This is a genomic window from Mycobacterium sp. UM_CSW (assembly GCF_000455205.1).
Classification (GTDB): domain Bacteria; phylum Actinomycetota; class Actinomycetes; order Mycobacteriales; family Mycobacteriaceae; genus Mycobacterium.
Window position 1 is genome coordinate 1 of the sequence record NZ_AUWQ01000097.1, and the last position, 17,214, is coordinate 17,214.

Below are 17,214 nucleotides of genomic sequence, written 5' to 3' on the forward strand. Positions count from 1 at the left end.
AGCACGCGCTCGGCGATCGCGATCTGCTGTTCCCGGGTTGCCATCTCGGCCGACGGGGCGAATTCGCCGCCGCCGTGCGAGGCCCAGGTGCTCGAGCTGAACTGAACACCGCCGTGGTAGCCGTTGCCGGTGTTGATTCCCCAGTTGCCGCCGGACTCGCAGCGGGCTACCTGGTCCCATTCGCCATCGGTGGCCGCGGCGGCCTGGCCGGCCAGGGCGATGCTGCCGCCACCAATTACCGCCCCGGTGAAGGCGATCTTGGCGACGCTGATGCTGGATGTTGTGGGCTTACGGTGACGTCCACTCATACGCGCCGAAATATTCCTCTCTCGTGACGCGCCTACGAGGTCAGCTGTCGGGTTCGGGTTGGAGAGGCCACCCGGCCACCGCCGCGCTCCGCATGGGAGCCGGCGTCGGCTTCACCCCTAGGAGCCGCAAGCGGCTCCAGTCCGATCACGGTGGACCGGTGGGTCCCCCGCCTCCATCCGCTTTTGGTTTGGTGATCCCCGCCTATTGGATGGAGCTCGGCGCGATAGGAGGGGAGGAACGCCGTTCGGTAGATTGACGAACCGTCGGTGACGCTAGCGCGTTCTGTTCGTCTCGTCACGTCTTGCGAAACCCGGCGTTTCCCTCTCGGCCATTTGCGAAAAGCCCAGGAACGCTAGGGATTTCCGCTGGTCATAACCCCCGATATCGGAGCGTGATTTTGCCGTTATCGTTCCGTTACGTGAGGTATCTCACAGTTTCATCCGCCGGCGAAGGGCGGCAGAACGTCGATCGTGTCACCGGTCTGTAACGGTGTGGTTTCGTCGCGAACGGCGATGCCGCCGCGCAGGTAGGAGCACCGGCTCAACACGGTGGCAAGGCGCGATCCTCGGACTGCGAGACGCTCGGTCAATTCGGCGATCGTGGTGCCCGGGCGCACCACCAGAGTCTCCGATTCCGCGCCCGCCGCGGCGCGCGCGGCCGCGAAGTAGCGGACGGTCACCTGGATTCCCTCCGCCTCGGTCGCGGCCTGGCCCGCCGGGCTAGCCACCGATCGCGCTCATCGGTCGGGCGGGCTGGATGAAGTCCGGATCGTTGATGCCATGGCCGGCGGGCTTAGCCCACATCGCGGCGCGCCACACGGCCTCGATCTCGTCGTCGTCGGCCCCACCGCGCAGCAGGCCCCGAAGGTCGGTCTCGTCGGTCGAGAAGAGGCAGCTGCGGATCTGGCCGTCGGCCGTGAGCCGGGTGCGGTCGCAGGTCGAACAGAAGGCGTGTGACACCGAGGCGATGACACCGAACTTCTCGCTCGGCGTGTTGGGGCCCGTGTCGACCAACCAGAGCTCGGCCGGAGCCGAGCCGCGCGGCGCCGGATCGGGGCGCAGCCGGAAGTGCGGGCGCAGCACCGCCAACACGTCGTCCGCCGTCAGCGCGGCGCCACGGCGCCACTGATGCCCGGCATCCAGCGGCATCTGCTCGATGACCCGCAACTGGTAGCCGTGCTCGAGGCAGAACCGCAACAGGCCGACGATGTCCTCACGCCCGGTCGCGGGGTCGAGCACGGCGTTGACCTTCACGGGAGTCAGGCCGGCCGCTTTGGCGGCCGCCAAGCCGTCCAGCACGTCGGCGAGCCGGTCCCGGCGGGTGATGGCCGCGAAGTGGTCTCGGTCCACGCTGTCCATCGACACGTTGACCCGATCCAGGCCCGCCTCGGCGAGGGCGGCGGCGCGCCGCGCCAGGCCCACGCCGTTGGTGGTCAGCGAGATCTCGGGACGGGGCCGCAGAGCCGCCGCCGCGGCGATCACCTCTTCGAGGTGGCGGGACAACAGGGGCTCCCCGCCCGTGAACCGCACGCTGGTGATGCCCAGCCGCGTGACGGCGATATCCATCAGCCTGGCCAACTCGTCGGGGCTCAGCAATTGGTCGCCGGGGAGCCAGTCCAGGCCCTCGGCCGGCATGCAGTAGCTGCACCGCAGATTGCAACGATCGGTCAGCGACACCCGCAGATCGGTGGCGGCACGTCCGTAGGTGTCCAGCAGCGGGCCGCTGCCCGGAACGTTTTGAGCGACGGGTCGGTCCGCGCGGCCGCGCACGGTCGGTAAGCCCAAAGCGGTCAGCGTCATGCGGCCACCGGCGCCAATCGGGTCGGCGGGGTGGGCGAGTTCGAGGGAACAATTTCTTTGCCCAGCGGCATCAACGACACCGGGATCAGCTTCAGGTTGGCCAACGCGAGCGGAATGCCGACGATCGTGACCGCCATCGCCACCGCGCTCACCAGATGACCGATCGCCAGCCACAACCCAAAAAGCAGCACCCAGACGACATTTCCGATCAGCGCGCCGGTCCCGGCGGTCGGTTTGTCGACGATGGTGCGGCCGAACGGCCACAACGCGTAGGACGCGATGCGCAACGAAGCGAAGCCGAAGGGAATGGTGACGATGAGCAGGAAACTGACCAGCGCCGCCAGAAGATATCCGGCGGCCATCCACACGCCACCGAATACCAGCCAGACGATGTTCAGGATCAGGCGCATCTCTCCTCCTGCGGTAATGCCCAGACTACCGAGTGACGGGTAACGGGGGTGCTCGTCAGGCGGGCATCCGAGTAGGATCAGAATCCAACATGCGTCCTGCGCAGGCGGGACGCTTCTTGCGTTGCCCATCCTAGTGTTCCGTCAGACAAGCAGGTGAGACCAGTGCCGACCGGCAAGGTTAAGTGGTACGACGCCGAAAAGGGGTTTGGCTTCCTGTCGCAGGAGGACGGCGAGGACGTCTACGTCCGTTCGTCGGCGCTGCCCGAAGGGGTCGAGGGGCTCAAGTCCGGGCAGCGGGTGGAGTTCGGCGTCGCCTCGGGCCGCCGTGGCCCGCAGGCCTTGAGCCTCAAGCTGATCGATCCGCCGCCCAGCCTTGCCAAGACGCGCCGCGAGGCGGCGCCGGTCGAGCGCAAGCACAGCCCCGACGAGCTGCACGGGATGGTCGAGGACATGATCACGCTGCTGGAAAGTGCCGTGCAGCCCGAGTTGCGTAAGGGGCGATACCCCGACCGCAAGACCGCGCATCGCGTCTCCGAGGTGGTCAAGGCGGTCGCCCGGGAGCTCGATTCCTGAGCTTCGAGCCACTCGCGACGAACCGGTATGCCGAGAAGCTACTCGGTGGTAACTTCGACATGCGTAGGTCGTAATACTCCGCCCACCGGCGGGTACCCATGACCTCGATGTGAGTCGTTAGCGAGGAGGCGGCGATGGCACAGCAAGCTCAGGTCACCGAGGAACAAGCGAGGGCCCTAGCCGAGGAATCCCGCGAAAGTGGTTGGGATAAACCGTCATTCGCCAAAGAGCTCTTTCTCGGGCACTTTCCGCTAGAACTCATCCACCCGTTCCCCAAACCCTCCGACGCCGACGAGGCGCGCATCGGCGCCTTCCTCGGCAAGGTGCGCGAGTTCCTCGACACCGTCGACGGCAGCGTCATCGAGCGCGACTCGCAGATCCCCGACGAATACGTCAAGGGCCTGGCTGCGCTGGGCTGCTTCGGCATGAAGATACCCACCGAATACGGCGGCCTGGGCATGTCGCAGGTGGCCTACAACCGCGCGCTGGTGATGATCTCTTCGGTTCATCCCAGCCTCGGCGCACTGCTATCGGCCCACCAGTCGATCGGGGTGCCCGAGCCGCTCAAACTTGCCGGCACGCCGGAACAGAAGCGAAAGTTCTTGCCGCGCTGCGCCGCCGGCGCCATATCGGCGTTCCTGCTCACCGAGCCCGACGTGGGCTCAGACCCGGCGCGCCTGGCGTCGACGGCGACACCGGTCGAGGACGGCAAGGCGTACGAACTCGAGGGCGTGAAGTTGTGGACCACCAACGGCGTGGTTGCCGAACTGCTGGTGGTCATGGCCCGGGTGCCCAAGAGCGAGGGGCACCGCGGCGGAATCAGCGCCTTCGTCGTCGAGGCCGATTCGCCCGGGATCACCGTGGAGCGGCGCAACAAGTTCATGGGGCTGCGCGGCATCGAGAACGGTGTCACCCGGCTGCACCGGGTGCGGGTGCCCGCCGAAAACCTGATCGGCCGGGAAGGCGACGGCCTGAAGATCGCGCTGACCACGCTCAACGCCGGGCGCCTGTCGATTCCGGCGAGCGCGACGGGATCGTCGAAGTGGGCGTTGAAGGTAGCCCGCGAATGGTCGGGGGAGCGCGTGCAATGGGGCAAGCCGCTCGCCAAACACGAAGCGGTCGCGAGCAAGATCTCGTTCATCGCCGCCACCACCTATGCCCTTGACGCGGTGCTCGAGCTGTCCGCTCAGATGGCCGACGAAGGCCGCAACGACATCAGGATCGAGGCGGCGCTGGCCAAGTTGTGGTCCAGCGAGATGGCCTGCCTGATCGCCGACGAGCTCCTGCAGATCCGCGGCGGGCGCGGGTACGAGACCGCCGAGTCGCTGGCCGCGCGCGGTGAGCGCGCGGTGCCGGCCGAGCAGGTGGTGCGCGACCTGCGGATCAACCGCATCTTCGAGGGATCCAGCGAGATCATGCGGCTGCTGATCGCGCGCGAGGCGGTCGACGCCCACCTGACCGCGGCCGGCGACCTCGCCAAGGCCGACACCGGCTTGCGGCAAAAGGCCGCAGCGGCCGTCGGCGCGAGCGGGTTCTACGCAAAGTGGTTGCCGCAGCTGGTGTTCGGCGAAGGGCAGCGGCCCAGGGCGTATAGCGAGTTCGGCCAACTGGCGTCCCACCTGCGGTTCGTCGAACGCTCCACCCGCAAGCTGGCCCGCAACACGTTCTACGGGATGGCGCGCTGGCAGGCCAAGCTCGAGCAGCGGCAGGGATTCCTCGGACGCGTCGTCGACATCGGCGCCGAGCTGTTCGCGATGTCGGCGGCGTGCGTGCGCGCCGAGGGGCAGCGGGCGGCGGACCCCAACGTCGGCCGGCAGGCCTACGAGCTGGCCGACACGTTCTGCCAACAAGCCACGCTGCGGGTCGAGGCCCTGTTCCAGGCGTTGTGGGCCAATACCGACAGCAGCGACGTGCGGCTGACCCACGACGTGCTGGAGGGCCGGTACACCTGGCTGGAGGACGGGATCGTCGACCAGTCCGAGGGCACCGGGCCGTGGATCGCCCATTGGGAGCCCGCCGAATCGTCGGAGGCCAACCTGGCCCGCCGGTTCCAGACGGGCGCGAAGGCCGACGCGATGGGCGGAATCGCCGATTAGTTGACGCCGGGCGAAGGGGCAGAATTGTCGTCATGGCCTCTTATGTCGCCCCTGCGGGCGAATTCACCCGCGACACCAACTACATCAACACCCGCATCACCGCCGACGGACGTGACGGCTATCCGGTAGAGCCGGGCCGGTATCGGCTCATCGTCGCCCGCGCGTGCCCGTGGGCCAACCGCGCGATCATCGTACGGCGGCTGCTGGGCCTGGAAGACGTTCTCTCCATTGGGTTTTGCGGCCCCACCCACGACGAGCGCAGCTGGACCTTCGACCTGGACCCGGGCGGCGTCGACCCGGTGCTGAAGATCCCGCGGCTGCAGGACGCCTACTTCAAACGCTTTCCCGACTACCCCAAAGGCATCACGGTCCCGGCGATTGTCGACATTCCGACCGGCGCGGTGGTCACCAACGACTTCGCGCAGATGACGCTGGATCTGTCCACCGAGTGGACGGCCTACCACCGCGACGGCGCGCCGCAGCTATACCCGGAGCCGCTGCGCGCCGAGATCGACGAGGTGAGCAAGCGGATCTACACCGAGATCAACAACGGCGTCTATCGTTGCGGTTTCGCGGGCTCGCAGCAGGCCTACGAAGCGGCCTACGACCGACTGTTCACCGCGCTGGACTGGGTCAGCGACCGCCTGGCCAACCAGCGATACCTGGTGGGCGACACCATCACCGAGGCCGACGTCCGGCTGTTCACCACCCTGGCCCGCTTCGACCCCGTCTACCACGGGCACTTCAAGTGCAATCGCTCGAAGCTGTCCGAAATGCCGGTCCTGTGGGCCTACGCGCGCGACCTGTTCCAGACGCCCGGCTTCGGCGACACCGTCGACTTCGTCCAGATCAAGCAGCACTACTACATCGTGCACGCCGACATCAACCCGACGCGCATCGTGCCCAAAGGACCGGACCTGGCCGGCTGGCTTGCCCCACACAGCCGGGAAACCTTGGGCGGCAGGCCTTTCGGGGACGGAACTCCTCCCGGGCCGCCGGTCGACGGGGAACGGGTGCCGGCCGATCACAGCGCGTAACCGGCTACTCGTCTCGCCATTCGCTGCGCGCTCGCATGTCGTCCTCGTACGCCTGGGCTTCCGCCGCCATCTGCCGGAAGGCCGAGGCGGTTTCGGGCTTGTTGAATTCTTCGTTCAACCCGGCGGGCAGCAGGCGGATCAACTCGACCACGAACTGCAGGGACCGGCCGCTGTTCAGCGCGTCCGTGATCGAGTCGATCATGTCCTGAAACTGCATGTCGCTGTTCGTCGCCGCGGCCAGCGCGAGCGTCACGGCGGCACGGCGGGTGTCGTCGGGCCAGATCGAATCGTTGTGCGGTGTTTTCATTTTGGCCTTCGGCGGAATGTCAGGAGGTCAGCCGCACCGACCATTCCGCGTGCGGGACGGCGCGAACGGCGGTGATGTCGTTTTGTTGGCCGTCGTCGACCACCAACGTCAGCAATTGCACGACGATCCCGGTCAGCTTGCCGCGCTGCGGGTCCACCGCCGGAATGGTGACCGCGAGGCGCGCGCCCGGTCGAAACATGGTCGCGGTCGTGTTGGCGGGATCCTCATAGACCTGCAACAGGCGCCAGGGTGCCCGTGCGATGGCGTCGGGAACCGAAAGTTGCACCGGGTAGTGCTCGTTGAGCGGTAGCTCGCCCTGGGTCTGTGGCGTCTGGCAGTCGTTGAGGTTGAGCACATCGCAGTACAGGTACGGCCCCACCCGGGTGAGGTGCCCGTGCGTATAGGCGCTGATCTCAGGCTGCTGGGGGCCGGTGCGGCGCAACAGAATCCAGGTTCCGACCCCGACCCCGAGGCACGCCAGCGCCACCACGGCCGCGACGAGCGCGACCACGCCGCGTCTCACTCCGGCACCGCCGCCGGCCTGCCGGCGCCCCGGCGCGTGCCCTCCTGCTCGACCATGACGGGCCGGTTGCCGCCGAGTCCGGGGATCAAGGAGTCGCCGCGGAAGCTGACGAGGGTCTGGGCCAGGCCGAGGATGAGCAGGGCGCTGACGGCGGTGAAGCCGACCCAGAGCTCCGTGTACACCAGGACACCGAGCGCCCCGCCAAGCACCCAGGCCAGCTGCAGGGTCGATTCCGATCGCCCGAATCCCGACGCCCGCGACTCCTCGGGCAGATCGTGTTGCAGCGAGGCGTCGAGCGAGGCCTTCGCGATGGCGCTGGAGCCCGAGGTGATCAGCGTGGCGATCACCGTCACCATCAGGGTTCCCGCCACGGCGGCCGCCAGGGCGACGGCGCACACTGCCACCGCGCAGCGCACCACCAGCACGGCGGGCCGGCCCAACTGTAGGCGAGCGCTGGTGAAGTTGCCGGCGAAGTTGCCGATCGCGGCGGCGGCCCCGATCATGCCCAGCATGGCCAGTTGGGCCCATCCGTTGGCCTGATGCGCCTTGGCGACGAAGGCCGGGTACAGGAACAGGAAGCCCACCATCACCTTGATGGTGCAGTTGCCCCATAGCGAGGTGATGATGTTGCGGCCCAACGGTTGTCGGAGCGTTCCGCCGACCTTTTTGACCTCCTCGGGCCATCGGCGCCGCCCGTCGCCGTCGCGTCGGTAGCTCAGGGTGGCCGGGACTTCACCCGCGGTCACCTCGACCCAGCGCGGGATGCGCATCGACAGGAAGGCACCGGCGATCGTGACGGCGACGACCACGAACAACGCGCCGGGGAGCTTGAAGAGGTGGGTGCAGACGAACTCGACGCCGCCCGCGATGGCACCGCCGGCAATGGTGCCGCCGAGGAGACCGAACACGGTCAGCCGGGAATTGACGCGCACCAGGTCGATGGACGGCGGCATCACCCGCGGTGTCACCGCGCTGCGCAGCACGCTGAACGACTTGGACAGCACCATCATCGCCAGCGCGCACGGATAGAGCACCATCGACGGGAAGCTGCCGGTGGCGCCGTCGTAGTTCATGATCAGCAGCACCGCCAGCAGGGTGCGCAGCGCAAACGACAGCGCGAGCGCCACGCGCCGGCCGTGCTGCAGGCGGTCGAGCGCCGGGCCGATGAGCGGCGCGATCACCGCGAACGGCGCGATCGTAATCAACAGGTAAAGAGCCACTTTGGACTTGCTCTCCCCGCTGGCCGCGGCGAAGAACAGCGTGTTGGCCAGCGCGACGGCCATCGCCGAGTCGACCGCGAAGTTGGCGACCACGGGCCACGTCAGCGCCGTCAGGCCCGACTTGTCGGCACCGTCGGCGGTGGCGGCGCGCTGCACCATCCAGTACATGCGCGAGCCCATTTCGCGGCTGCGCATCGCGGCGGCGCGGGTGACGGTGATGCGTTCGCTGGCGGTGGACCCGCGTGGGGTCGGGCCGCTGTTGCGGTCCGGCTCGGACTCCTCGCCCAGCGGCGGAAGGTACCGGTTCGCGCTCGGCATCGGCGGCGGACGGCGCGACCGGCGAGAGTCGGAGTCGTCGGCCGGGTAGTTGGCCATCCCCGGATGCTGGTTGGCCGAACCCTTGCCGTTCGGGCGGGGCCGGCGGCCCGGGTTAGCGGCCACCCGGCCCCGAGCATCACGCCGGCGTCCAGACACCACTCAATTCTGTCCTATACCGGCAGGCAACAGGGCGTGGCTCGCCAACCTAGTATGGAGACGCACTGTAGTCCGATCGCCACGAGAGAGGGGGCAGCGTGACCGGACCCACGGAAGAGTCAGTGGAACCCGCCGCCACGACCGTGGCCGAGTGGCCCGACGAGTTGGCCGCACTGCTCACCGGTGCGGCCGATCAGGCCAGGGCCGCCGTCGAGGAGTTCGCCGGCCCGGAGGCCGTCGGGGACTACCTGGGCGTCAGCTACGAGGACCCGAACGCCGCGACCCACCGGTTCCTGGCGCATTTGCCCGGCTACCAGGGCTGGCAGTGGGCGGCCGTGGTCGCCGCCTACCGCGGCGCGGACCACGCCACGATCAGCGAAGTCGTGCTGATCCCCGGCCCGACGGCCTTGCTGGCCCCGGAGTGGGTGCCCTGGCAGGAGCGGGTGCGACCGGGCGATCTGGGTCCCGGCGACCTGCTGGCGCCCGCTGTCGACGACCCTCGGCTGGTCCCGGGCTACGCCGCCAGCGGTGACCCGCAGGTCGACGAGACCGCCGCCGAGGTCGGGCTGGGCCGCCGCTGGGTGATGGGCCCGGTGGGCCGCGCCGAGGCGGCCGAGCGGTGGCACACCGGCGACTACGGTCCGGATTCGGCGATGGCGCGTTCGACCAAGCGGGTGTGCCGCGATTGCGGTTTCTTCCTGCCGCTAGCCGGAGCGCTCGGCGCGATGTTCGGGGTGTGCGGCAACGAGCTGTCCGCGGACGGGCACATCGTCGACAAGCAGTACGGCTGTGGCGCCCATTCGGACACACCGGCCCCGGCCGGCACCGGCTCGCCGATGTACGACCCGTACGACGACGGCGTGCTCGACGTCGCCGAGAACCCGCCGCCGGCCCAGGCCGAGGCGGTGGAGTCGCCGCCGGACGTGCCGGAGCCTCCGCAGGAGTCGTTGGAGCCTTCGCAGGAATCGCCGGAGCCTCCGACCGAATCGTCGGAGCCTTCGACCGAGCTGACCGAACCGGGGGACTAACCCTTCTCGGCCGCGGCTTTGATCCTCGCCAGCGAGGTGTTCATTCCCTCGAGCAATTCCCGCTCGAAGATCGCGTTCCCGCCGAAGATTGCCTTGACCGACAGATTCGAAACGGCGGTGACGCCGTTCTCGGCGTGGCGGCTCTCGACCACCCGCGTGCCCTGACCGTTGGGCTCGAGCTCATAGGTCCACACGGTGTGGTTGGTGTTGACCCGGAACGCCAGCCGCTTCTCGGGAACGACCTCGAGCACCGTGCTCGTGGTGGGCCAGTAAACCCGGTCGCGGCGGTTGAGGTTGATGGTGCGGGTGCCCGGACGCACTGGGCCGAGGGGCCGCATCAGGCGACACTGCGGGCTCCACTGCGGCATCCGCCGGAAGTCGGATATCAGCGCCCAGACCTTGGCGGCCGGCGCGTCGATGTCGATCTGCGCTTGCAGCAGCGGGGCGACCATCGCTCCTCCCGGGTCGGTGAATCTACTTGCCGTCGAGGTAAGTTTCGAGGCCGGTCTGCGCGCCGCGGGCGCCGCGGCGCGCGGCGGCAAGTTGCAACACGAAGATGCTGGTGCCTATCACTCCGACGCCCAGCCCGCCCAGCGTCACCGGGCGCCAACTGTGCAGAGCGGGCACGACGAACGCCAGGACCGCGCCGATCAGCCAACCCACGAAGCCGACCACGACGACCGGCCACACCTCGAGCAGCGAGGCCGGCAGCGGCGGCGCCTCGCGCCCTTGGCCGGGTTCGACAGTCATCGCGATCAACATAGCCCGGCGACGATGCAGGCCGCAGGGCGGCCTGAGGTGGGGGCGGGCGATTGGAACGAGCGCCCGCGAGCAAAGGACCAAAGTCCGTCGTTGGCCGTTTCGTATCCCGTCTTTCTCGCGTTGCGTGTACCCTCGCGCCATGCCTGACAGCGATGCGCGGCTGGCGAGCGACTTGTCGCTGGCAGTCATGCGGCTGGCCCGCCAACTGCGGTTCCGCAACCCGTCATCGCCGGTGTCGCTGTCTCAGCTGTCGGCGCTGGCCACGCTGGCCAACGAGGGCGCGATGACGCCCGGCGCGTTGGCCATTCGCGAACGCGTCCGACCCCCGTCGATGACCCGGGTGATCGCTTCGCTGGCCGAGATGGGTCTGGTCGACCGCACCCCGCATCCGGTCGACGGCCGGCAGGTCCTCGTCTCGGTGTCCGAGTCGGGCGCCGAGCTGGTCAAGGCGAACCGTCGGGCCCGCCAGGAATGGCTGGCAAAGCGGCTGGCGACGCTGGACGTCGAACAGCGCGACACGCTGCGCGAGGCCGCCGACTTGATGCTGGCCCTCGTCGACGAAGGCCCGTGACCGACGGCTTGGACGTTCAGGACGTCACCGATCCCGACGACCCCCGCCTCGACGATTTCCGCGACCTGAACAGCGTCGATCGGCGTCCCGATCTGCCGACCGGCAAGGGCCTGGTGATCGCCGAGGGCGTGCTGGTGGTGCAGCGCATGCTGGCGTCCCGGTTCATCCCGCACGCCCTGCTGGGCACCGAACGCCGGCTGGCCGAACTGGAGGACGACCTGGCCGGCACCGCCGCGCCGTACTACCGCGCCTCGGCCGAGGTGATGGCGAAGGTGGTCGGCTTCCATCTGAATCGCGGCGTGCTCGCGGCCGCCCGCAGGGTGCGGGAGCCGAGCGTCGTGGAGGTGGTCGAAAACGCCCGCACCGTCGCGGTGCTCGAGGGCGTCAACGACCACGAGAACCTGGGTTCGATCTTCCGCAACGCGGCCGGGTTGGGCGTGGACGCGGTGGTGTTCGGCGCCGGCTGCGCGGACCCGCTGTACCGCCGCGCCGTGCGGGTGTCGATGGGCCACGCCCTGCTGGTGCCGTACGCGCGGGCCACCGAGTGGCCCAGCGACCTTATGTTGTTGAGAGAGAGCGGATTTCGGCTGCTGGCGATGACCCCGCAGCGTGAGGCCTCCGCGCTCGCGGAGGCGATGGCCGCGGCGGTCGACGAACGCGTCGCGGTGGTGGTGGGCGCCGAGGGGCCGGGCCTGACGAGGGCCACCCTGCGGCTCAGCGATGTGTGGGTGCGCGTCCCGATGTCGCGGGGCACCGACTCGCTCAACGTCGCGACGGCGGCGGCCCTGGCCTTCTACGAGCGGGCTAGGCTCACGTGGTGAACGACGAGTCCGTCCCCTGGGCAACGGGTTTGACGGTGTCCGCGTTCGTCGCCGCGGTTACCGGGATCGCCATCGTCGTGCTGAGCCTTGGGTTGATCCGGGTGCATCCGCTGTTGGCTGTCGGCCTGAACGTCGTGGCGGCGGGCGGGTTGGCGCCGACGCTGTGGGGTTGGCGGCGCACCCCCGTGCTGCGCTGGTTTGTGCTGGGCGCGGCCGTGGGTGTGGCGGGCGGGTGGGTGACGCTGCTGGCGCTGACCGTTTCGGGCTAGCGGCTAGGGCGTTGCGTGTGAATGGTGGGCCTTGTGTGTGAGCTTAGGGCGCGAGAATCGGCCAGATGCCGCCGTCACTTCACACCGAAAGCCCTGAGCGCACAGTCAAAGCGCTGACCGTTTCGGGCGCTTAGCGGGTGCTAGCGTTGCCCGCCTGAGCGCACACCGAGCAGCACGTCCTCCCAGGCCGGGATGACCGGCTTGCCGCGCCGGGTGTGCACCGGCTGTTCGGGCGGGGCGGGCGGCGCCGGCTTCGGCTCTTCTTCGCGTTCGAGCTGGGCAACCCGTGCGAGCGGCCGCAGGGGACGCTCGAAGTTCGGGTCGATGAGCTCGCTGGCCGGGTCGTCGATCGCCGTGACGGTGCCGCCGTGCGCGCCGGGAGTGAAGCAGAAGTGCGCGATGTTGTCGGTGCGGCCGGCCTTCCAGGCGAGCTGCACGGTCCAGCGACTGTCCTCGTTGCGCCAGGCGTCCCAGCTGAGCCGGTCGGGTTCGAGGCCGCGCGCGACCAGTGCGGTGCTGATGGTCTCCAGCAGGGTCAGCACCGCGGGCCCATCGGCGAGCATCGGGTGCGCGGCCGTTGCCAGCTCGGCGGCGCGGGCGCGTTCCAGCAACACCGGGTGCGCGAACCTGCGGACCCGCACAATATCCGAGCCGGACGCGGCGGCCACCTGCTCGACGGACGCGCCGGCGCGGATGCGGGCCTGAATCTCCTTGGGGCTCAACATGTTTGTGACCTGCATGTCGAGCGCCGGCTGCTCGGGTGGTGGCGACTCGCCGCGCAGGGCGGCGCGGAGTCTGTCGTCGGCCGCCAGCTTGAACCGATCCGCGGGGTCATCACCCTCGCAGATGATGTATTTGCCGTCGTCGTCGAGACCAACCACTTTGAGTACCCGCATGGCTTCTCCTCGCAGGCTCCGTCCCGCTGCGCGACGGACCCGTCAGGTCCGCACTCTAATGCAGCTAACGCCGGTAACCCGCTCTGACACGCTGGCGGGTTGCAGGCCGATGACGGAGAGGTTAAAGGCGCTGCTTGATTGTCCGGCTCCTCAGCGGGCCACTGGCCCGCATCGTCGCCGCGCTAAAGGCGCTCGACCACCCAGTCGACGCAGTGGACCAGCGCGCTGACGTCCTCGGGGTCGACCGCGGGGAACATCGCGACCCGCAACTGGTTGCGGCCCAGCTTGCGATAGGGCTCGGTGTCGACGATGCCGTTGGCCCGCAAAGTCTTGGCGACGGCCGCGGCGTCGACGTCGTCGGCGAAGTCGATCGTGCCGACCACCTGAGAGCGCAACGCCGGGTCGGTGACGAACGGGGTGGTGTACGGCCGCTCCTCGGCCCAGGAGTACAGCCGCTGCGACGAGTCCGCCGTCCGCTTGACCGCCCAGTCGAGCCCGCCGTTGCCCAGGATCCAGTCCAGCTGTTCGGCCATCAGCGCCAGGGTGCCGATCGCCGGGGTGTTGTACGTCTGGTTCTTCAGGCTGTTCTCCACCGCGATGGGCAACGACAAGAAGTCGGGAACCCAGCGGCCCGACGCGGCGATCGACTCGACCCGCGCCAGCGCGGCCGGGCTCATGACGGCCAGCCACAGCCCGCCGTCGCTGGCGAAGTTCTTCTGCGGCGAGAAGTAGTAGACGTCCGCCTCGGTGATGTCGACCGGCAGCCCGCCCGCGCCCGAGGTCGCGTCGATGAGGACCAGCGCGTCGTCGGCGCCGGCCGGCCGGCGGACCGGCACCGCGACCCCGGTCGAGGTCTCGTTGTGCGCCCACCCGATCACATCGACCGACGGGTCGCTCTGCGGCTCGGGGGCGCTGCCGGCGTCCGACTTGATGATGATGGGATCGCCGACGAACGGGTTCTTGGCGACGCAGGAGGCGAACTTCGAGCTGAACTCGCCGAAGGACAGGTGCAGCGAGCGCTTGTCGATCAGCCCGAACGCCGCGGCGTCCCAAAACGCCGTCGCGCCGCCGTTGCCCAGGATGACCTCGTAGCCGTCGGGCACCGAGAACAGCTCCCTGACGCCGGACCGGACCCGGCCCACCAGATCCTTGACGGGCGCCTGCCGGTGCGACGTGCCGAACAGCGGCGCCGCGGTGGTGGTCAACGCCTTGAGTTGTTCGGGCCGGACCTTCGAGGGACCGGAGCCGAAGCGGCCGTCGCGGGGTTTGATGTCGGAGGGGATCTCGAGCTGGTCAGCCATGCCAGCCAGCCTAGTGAGCGCTCCGAAGGTGGCGACGCCGTGGGCCGAGGTAGCCGGCCGAGCCCTCGAGCTGTGTGAGCCACGCCACATCGCTCGCGTGACCACCGGTCAGGCCACAGTGCCTCGGACCGCTCTAGAAAATACCCGGTACCTGCGGTACTGTCTGGACATTGCACGTCCGAATGTAAACCTCGGCGGGGAGGCTTGGAATGGACAGGACGCGATTGGTCCGGCGTTGGCGGCGCAACATGGAAGTCCGCGACGACGCCGAGTACGTGAACATGCTTGCCACACTGTCCGAGGGGTCGGTGCGGCGAAACTTCAACCCGTACACCGACATCGACTGGGACTCACCGGAATTCGCGGTCACCGAGAACGACCCTCGCTGGATCCTGCCCCTGACGGACCCGCTGGGCCGCCATCCCTGGTACCAGGCCCAGTCCGAGGAACGCAAGATCAAGATCGGGATGTGGCGGCAGGCCAACGTCGCCAAGGTGGGCCTGCACTTCGAGTCGATCTTGATCCGCGGGCTGATGAACTACACGTTCTGGGTTCCCAACGGATCGCCGGAATACCGGTATTGCCTGCACGAATCGGTCGAAGAGTGCAACCACACCATGATGTTCCAGGAGATGGTGAACCGCGTCGGCGCCGACGTTCCCGGCATGCCGCGGATGCTCAAGTGGCTCTCGCCGCTGGTTCCGCTGGTCGCCGGCCCGTTGCCGGTGGCGTTCTTCATCGGGGTGCTGGCCGGCGAGGAGCCCATCGATCACACGCAGAAAAACGTTCTGCGCGAAGGCAAGTCGCTGCACCCCATCATGGAGCGGGTGATGGCCATTCACGTGGCCGAGGAGGCCCGGCACATCTCGTTCGCGCACGAATTCCTGCGCAAGCGGCTGCCGGAGTTGTCTAAGCGGCAGCGCTTCTGGACGGCGTTGTACCTGCCGTTGACGATGCGGGTGTTGTGCCAGGCGATCACGGTGCCGCCCAAGGCGTTCTGGCGGGAGTTCGACATCCCGCGCGAGGTCAAGAAGGAACTGTTCTTCCGGTCGCCGGAGTCGCGAAAGTGGTTGAGCGACATGTTCGCCGACGTCCGGATGCTCGCCTACGACACCGGTCTGATGGAAACGCGTTCCGCACGGCTGATGTGGCGGCTCTGCAAGATCAACGGCAAGCCGTCGCGCTACCGCAGCGAGCCGCAGCGCCGGCACCTGGCCGCCGCCCCGGCCGCGTAGCACCCCGCGGGTTATCCATGCCGCACGTAATTACCCAGTCGTGCTGCAACGACGGGTCCTGTGTCTTCGCCTGCCCGGTGAACTGCATTCACCCCACACCGGATGAGCCGGGCTTCGCGACGTCGGAGATGCTCTACATCGATCCGGTGGCCTGCGTGGACTGCGGTGCTTGCGTGAGCGCGTGCCCGGTCGGCGCGATCGCGCCGGACACCCGGCTGGAGCCCAAGCAGCTGCCTTTCGTCGAGATCAACGCCTCGTTCTACCCCGAACGACCCGCCGACGTGAAGCTGCCGCCGACGTCGAAGCTGGCCCCGGTGATCCCGGCCGCCGAGGTGCGCGCGCGCCGTCGGCCGTTGACCGTGGCCATCGTGGGATCCGGGCCGGCGGCGATGTATGCCGCCGACGAACTGCTCACCCAAGACGGGGTGCGGGTCAACGTCTTTGAGAAGCTGCCCACGCCCTACGGATTGGTGCGCGCCGGGGTGGCGCCCGACCACCAGAACACCAAGAGGGTCACCCGGCTCTTTGACCGCGTATCGCGCCACCGCCATTTCCGGTTCTACCTCAACGTCGAGGTCGGCGAGCATCTCAGCCATGCCGATCTGTTGGCCCACCACCACGCCGTGCTGTACGCGGTGGGCGCGCCGGACGATCGCCGGTTGGACATCGATGGGATGGGCCTGCCGGGCACTGGCACCGCCACCGAGTTCGTCGCGTGGATCAACGGGCATCCCGACTTCACCGATCTGCCGGTCGATCTCGGTCACGAACGCGTGGTGATCATCGGCAACGGTAACGTCGCCCTCGACGTGGCCCGAGTGCTGACGGCTGACCCGGAGGACCTCGCCCGAACCGACATCTCGGACCACGCGCTGGAAGCGCTTCGGCGCTCGGCCGTGCGGGAAGTGGTGATCGCGGCCCGGCGCGGGCCCGCCCATTCGGCGTTCACCCTGCCCGAATTGATCGGGCTGACCGGCACATCCGAGGTCGTGCTCGACGCCGCCGACCACCAGCGCGTGGCGAGCGACCTGGCGAGCGTTTCGGATCCGCTGACCAAGACCAAGCTGGAGATCCTCAGCAAGCTGGGCGACGCTTCGGCACCCTTGTCGCGCGAGCGAATCCGGCTGGCCTATCAGCTCACGCCCGAGCGTGTGCCGGGTGGGCGGCGTGCCACCGGCGTGGAATTCTCCGTCACCGGCACCGACGAGGCGCGCCGGCTCGAGGCCGGACTGGTGCTGACGTCGATCGGGTACCGCGGCAAGGCGATTCGCGACCTTCCGTTCGACGAAACCGCGGCCGTCGTGCCCAACGAGGGTGGTCGCGTCGTCGAACCCGGCTCCGGCCTACCGGTGCCCGGCGCGTACGTGGCGGGCTGGATCAAGCGCGGGCCGACGGGGTTCATCGGCACCAACAAGTCCTGCTCGATCCAGACCGTCCACGCCTTGGTGGCCGATTTCAACGCCGGCCGGCTCAACGATCCGGTGGCCAAGCCGGAGGCCCTGGGCCGGCTGGTGCGGGCGCGCCGGCCCGCCGTCGTCGACTCGGCGGGGTGGCGCGCCATCGACGCCGCGGAGATCGAGCGC

The 17,214-nt window shown here is 68.7% G+C and carries 20 protein-coding genes and 1 riboswitch; of the genes, 9 read left to right on the top strand and 11 right to left on the bottom strand.

From position 1 onward, the window contains the following. From N415_RS25875 to N415_RS25890, 4 genes are all read right to left on the bottom strand, one after another. A partial coding sequence (locus N415_RS25875; RefSeq protein ID WP_161630353.1) for a transglycosylase family protein occupies positions 1 to 308 on the bottom strand: 308 nt, incomplete at its 3' end. A 13-nt stretch (positions 309 to 321) separates the two neighbouring features. After that, a riboswitch (cyclic di-AMP (ydaO/yuaA leader) is annotated at positions 322 to 540 on the bottom strand. A gap of 205 nt (positions 541 to 745) precedes the next feature. Beyond that, on the bottom strand, positions 746 to 1,036 hold the full coding sequence (locus N415_RS25880; protein ID WP_068187869.1) for a MoaD/ThiS family protein: 291 nt from the start codon (positions 1,034 to 1,036) through the stop codon (positions 746 to 748). After that, a complete protein-coding gene (gene moaA / locus N415_RS25885; protein ID WP_068187870.1) occupies positions 1,029 to 2,108 on the bottom strand; it encodes a GTP 3',8-cyclase MoaA in 1,080 nt (359 codons plus the stop codon). Before moaA ends, N415_RS25880 begins: the two co-directional genes overlap by 8 nt. Beyond that, positions 2,105 to 2,518 carry a YccF domain-containing protein gene (locus tag N415_RS25890; protein ID WP_068187877.1) on the bottom strand — a complete coding sequence of 138 codons (414 nt, stop codon included), beginning with the start codon at positions 2,516 to 2,518 and terminating at the stop codon, positions 2,105 to 2,107. Before N415_RS25890 ends, moaA begins: the two co-directional genes overlap by 4 nt. A gap of 162 nt (positions 2,519 to 2,680) precedes the next feature. On the opposite strand from N415_RS25890, the gene N415_RS25895 reads away from it, so the two are divergent. From N415_RS25895 to N415_RS25905, 3 genes are all read left to right on the top strand, one after another. Continuing rightward, a complete protein-coding gene (locus tag N415_RS25895) occupies positions 2,681 to 3,091 on the top strand; it encodes a cold-shock protein (protein WP_068107525.1) in 411 nt (136 codons plus the stop codon). Between the two features lie 134 nt (positions 3,092 to 3,225). Beyond that, on the top strand, positions 3,226 to 5,187 hold the full coding sequence (locus tag N415_RS25900) for an acyl-CoA dehydrogenase family protein (RefSeq protein ID WP_068187878.1): 1,962 nt from the start codon (positions 3,226 to 3,228) through the stop codon (positions 5,185 to 5,187). A 32-nt stretch (positions 5,188 to 5,219) separates the two neighbouring features. Then, on the top strand, positions 5,220 to 6,224 hold the full coding sequence (locus tag N415_RS25905; RefSeq protein ID WP_068187879.1) for a glutathione S-transferase C-terminal domain-containing protein: 1,005 nt from the start codon (positions 5,220 to 5,222) through the stop codon (positions 6,222 to 6,224). Between the two features lie 4 nt (positions 6,225 to 6,228). On the opposite strand, the gene N415_RS25910 is transcribed toward N415_RS25905, so the two are convergent. The 3 genes from N415_RS25910 to N415_RS25920 all read right to left on the bottom strand — a co-directional run bounded on the left by N415_RS25910 (position 6,229) and on the right by N415_RS25920 (position 8,715). Continuing rightward, the gene (locus N415_RS25910) at positions 6,229 to 6,477 is read right to left on the bottom strand and encodes a hypothetical protein (RefSeq protein WP_152531578.1); all 249 of its coding nucleotides are present in this window, start codon (positions 6,475 to 6,477) and stop codon (positions 6,229 to 6,231) included. Between the two features lie 73 nt (positions 6,478 to 6,550). Then, positions 6,551 to 7,054: a DUF2771 domain-containing protein gene (locus tag N415_RS25915; RefSeq protein ID WP_068187882.1), complete on the bottom strand. Its 504-nt coding sequence runs from the start codon at positions 7,052 to 7,054 to the stop codon at positions 6,551 to 6,553. Continuing rightward, complete coding sequence (locus N415_RS25920) at positions 7,051 to 8,715, bottom strand: MFS transporter (protein WP_068187884.1); 1,665 nt, start codon at positions 8,713 to 8,715, stop codon at positions 7,051 to 7,053. Before N415_RS25920 ends, N415_RS25915 begins: the two co-directional genes overlap by 4 nt. Positions 8,716 to 8,846: 131 nt before the next feature. Between N415_RS25920 and N415_RS25925 the strand changes: the two genes are divergently transcribed. Then, positions 8,847 to 9,776 carry a DUF3027 domain-containing protein gene (locus N415_RS25925; RefSeq protein ID WP_068187886.1) on the top strand — a complete coding sequence of 310 codons (930 nt, stop codon included), beginning with the start codon at positions 8,847 to 8,849 and terminating at the stop codon, positions 9,774 to 9,776. Here the strand turns inward: N415_RS25925 and N415_RS25930 are convergent. Further along, a complete protein-coding gene (locus N415_RS25930; protein WP_068187887.1) occupies positions 9,773 to 10,228 on the bottom strand; it encodes an SRPBCC family protein in 456 nt (151 codons plus the stop codon). The genes N415_RS25925 and N415_RS25930 overlap by 4 nt on opposite strands. Before the next feature lie 22 nt (positions 10,229 to 10,250). After that, complete coding sequence (locus tag N415_RS25935) at positions 10,251 to 10,526, bottom strand: DUF2530 domain-containing protein (RefSeq protein ID WP_068187896.1); 276 nt, start codon at positions 10,524 to 10,526, stop codon at positions 10,251 to 10,253. 151 nt (positions 10,527 to 10,677) lie between these two features. On the opposite strand from N415_RS25935, the gene N415_RS25940 reads away from it, so the two are divergent. The 3 genes from N415_RS25940 to N415_RS25950 are packed head-to-tail and all read left to right on the top strand — an operon-like array spanning position 10,678 to position 12,199. Then, positions 10,678 to 11,109 (top strand): MarR family transcriptional regulator, encoded by a 432-nt coding sequence (locus tag N415_RS25940; RefSeq protein ID WP_067154866.1) that lies wholly within the window; start codon positions 10,678 to 10,680, stop codon positions 11,107 to 11,109. Next, on the top strand, positions 11,106 to 11,930 hold the full coding sequence (locus N415_RS25945; protein ID WP_068187889.1) for an RNA methyltransferase: 825 nt from the start codon (positions 11,106 to 11,108) through the stop codon (positions 11,928 to 11,930). The genes N415_RS25940 and N415_RS25945 overlap by 4 nt, the downstream gene beginning before the upstream one ends. After that, a complete protein-coding gene (locus N415_RS25950; protein ID WP_068187898.1) occupies positions 11,927 to 12,199 on the top strand; it encodes a DUF2537 domain-containing protein in 273 nt (90 codons plus the stop codon). Before N415_RS25945 ends, N415_RS25950 begins: the two co-directional genes overlap by 4 nt. A 140-nt stretch (positions 12,200 to 12,339) precedes the next feature. On the opposite strand, the gene sepH is transcribed toward N415_RS25950, so the two are convergent. Both sepH and serC read right to left on the bottom strand, forming a co-directional pair. After that, complete coding sequence (gene sepH, locus N415_RS25955) at positions 12,340 to 13,095, bottom strand: septation protein SepH (RefSeq protein ID WP_068107543.1); 756 nt, start codon at positions 13,093 to 13,095, stop codon at positions 12,340 to 12,342. Positions 13,096 to 13,277: 182 nt separating this feature from the next. Next, positions 13,278 to 14,396 carry a phosphoserine transaminase gene (gene serC, locus N415_RS25960; RefSeq protein WP_068187891.1) on the bottom strand — a complete coding sequence of 373 codons (1,119 nt, stop codon included), beginning with the start codon at positions 14,394 to 14,396 and terminating at the stop codon, positions 13,278 to 13,280. A 209-nt stretch (positions 14,397 to 14,605) separates the two neighbouring features. On the opposite strand from serC, the gene N415_RS25965 reads away from it, so the two are divergent. Together N415_RS25965 and N415_RS25970 are read left to right on the top strand one after the other, a co-directional pair. Continuing rightward, the gene (locus N415_RS25965; RefSeq protein WP_068187894.1) at positions 14,606 to 15,631 is read left to right on the top strand and encodes a diiron oxygenase; all 1,026 of its coding nucleotides are present in this window, start codon (positions 14,606 to 14,608) and stop codon (positions 15,629 to 15,631) included. A gap of 17 nt (positions 15,632 to 15,648) precedes the next feature. Beyond that, positions 15,649 to 17,214, top strand: a 1,566-nt coding sequence (locus tag N415_RS25970; protein WP_068187900.1) for an FAD-dependent oxidoreductase, incomplete at its 3' end; no start/stop codon positions are given.

Coding starts and splice junctions, on each gene's coding strand:
- moaA (WP_068187870.1), bottom strand. CDS start 2,108: ATGACGCTGACCGCTTTGGGCTTACCGACCGTGCGCGGCCGCGCGGAC.
- N415_RS25890 (WP_068187877.1), bottom strand. CDS start 2,518: ATGCGCCTGATCCTGAACATCGTCTGGCTGGTATTCGGTGGCGTGTGG.
- N415_RS25900 (WP_068187878.1), top strand. CDS start 3,226: ATGGCACAGCAAGCTCAGGTCACCGAGGAACAAGCGAGGGCCCTAGCC.
- N415_RS25905 (WP_068187879.1), top strand. CDS start 5,220: ATGGCCTCTTATGTCGCCCCTGCGGGCGAATTCACCCGCGACACCAAC.
- N415_RS25930 (WP_068187887.1), bottom strand. CDS start 10,228: ATGGTCGCCCCGCTGCTGCAAGCGCAGATCGACATCGACGCGCCGGCC.
- N415_RS25935 (WP_068187896.1), bottom strand. CDS start 10,526: ATGACTGTCGAACCCGGCCAAGGGCGCGAGGCGCCGCCGCTGCCGGCC.
- N415_RS25940 (WP_067154866.1), top strand. CDS start 10,678: ATGCCTGACAGCGATGCGCGGCTGGCGAGCGACTTGTCGCTGGCAGTC.
- sepH (WP_068107543.1), bottom strand. CDS start 13,095: ATGCGGGTACTCAAAGTGGTTGGTCTCGACGACGACGGCAAATACATC.
- serC (WP_068187891.1), bottom strand. CDS start 14,396: ATGGCTGACCAGCTCGAGATCCCCTCCGACATCAAACCCCGCGACGGC.
- N415_RS25965 (WP_068187894.1), top strand. CDS start 14,606: ATGGACAGGACGCGATTGGTCCGGCGTTGGCGGCGCAACATGGAAGTC.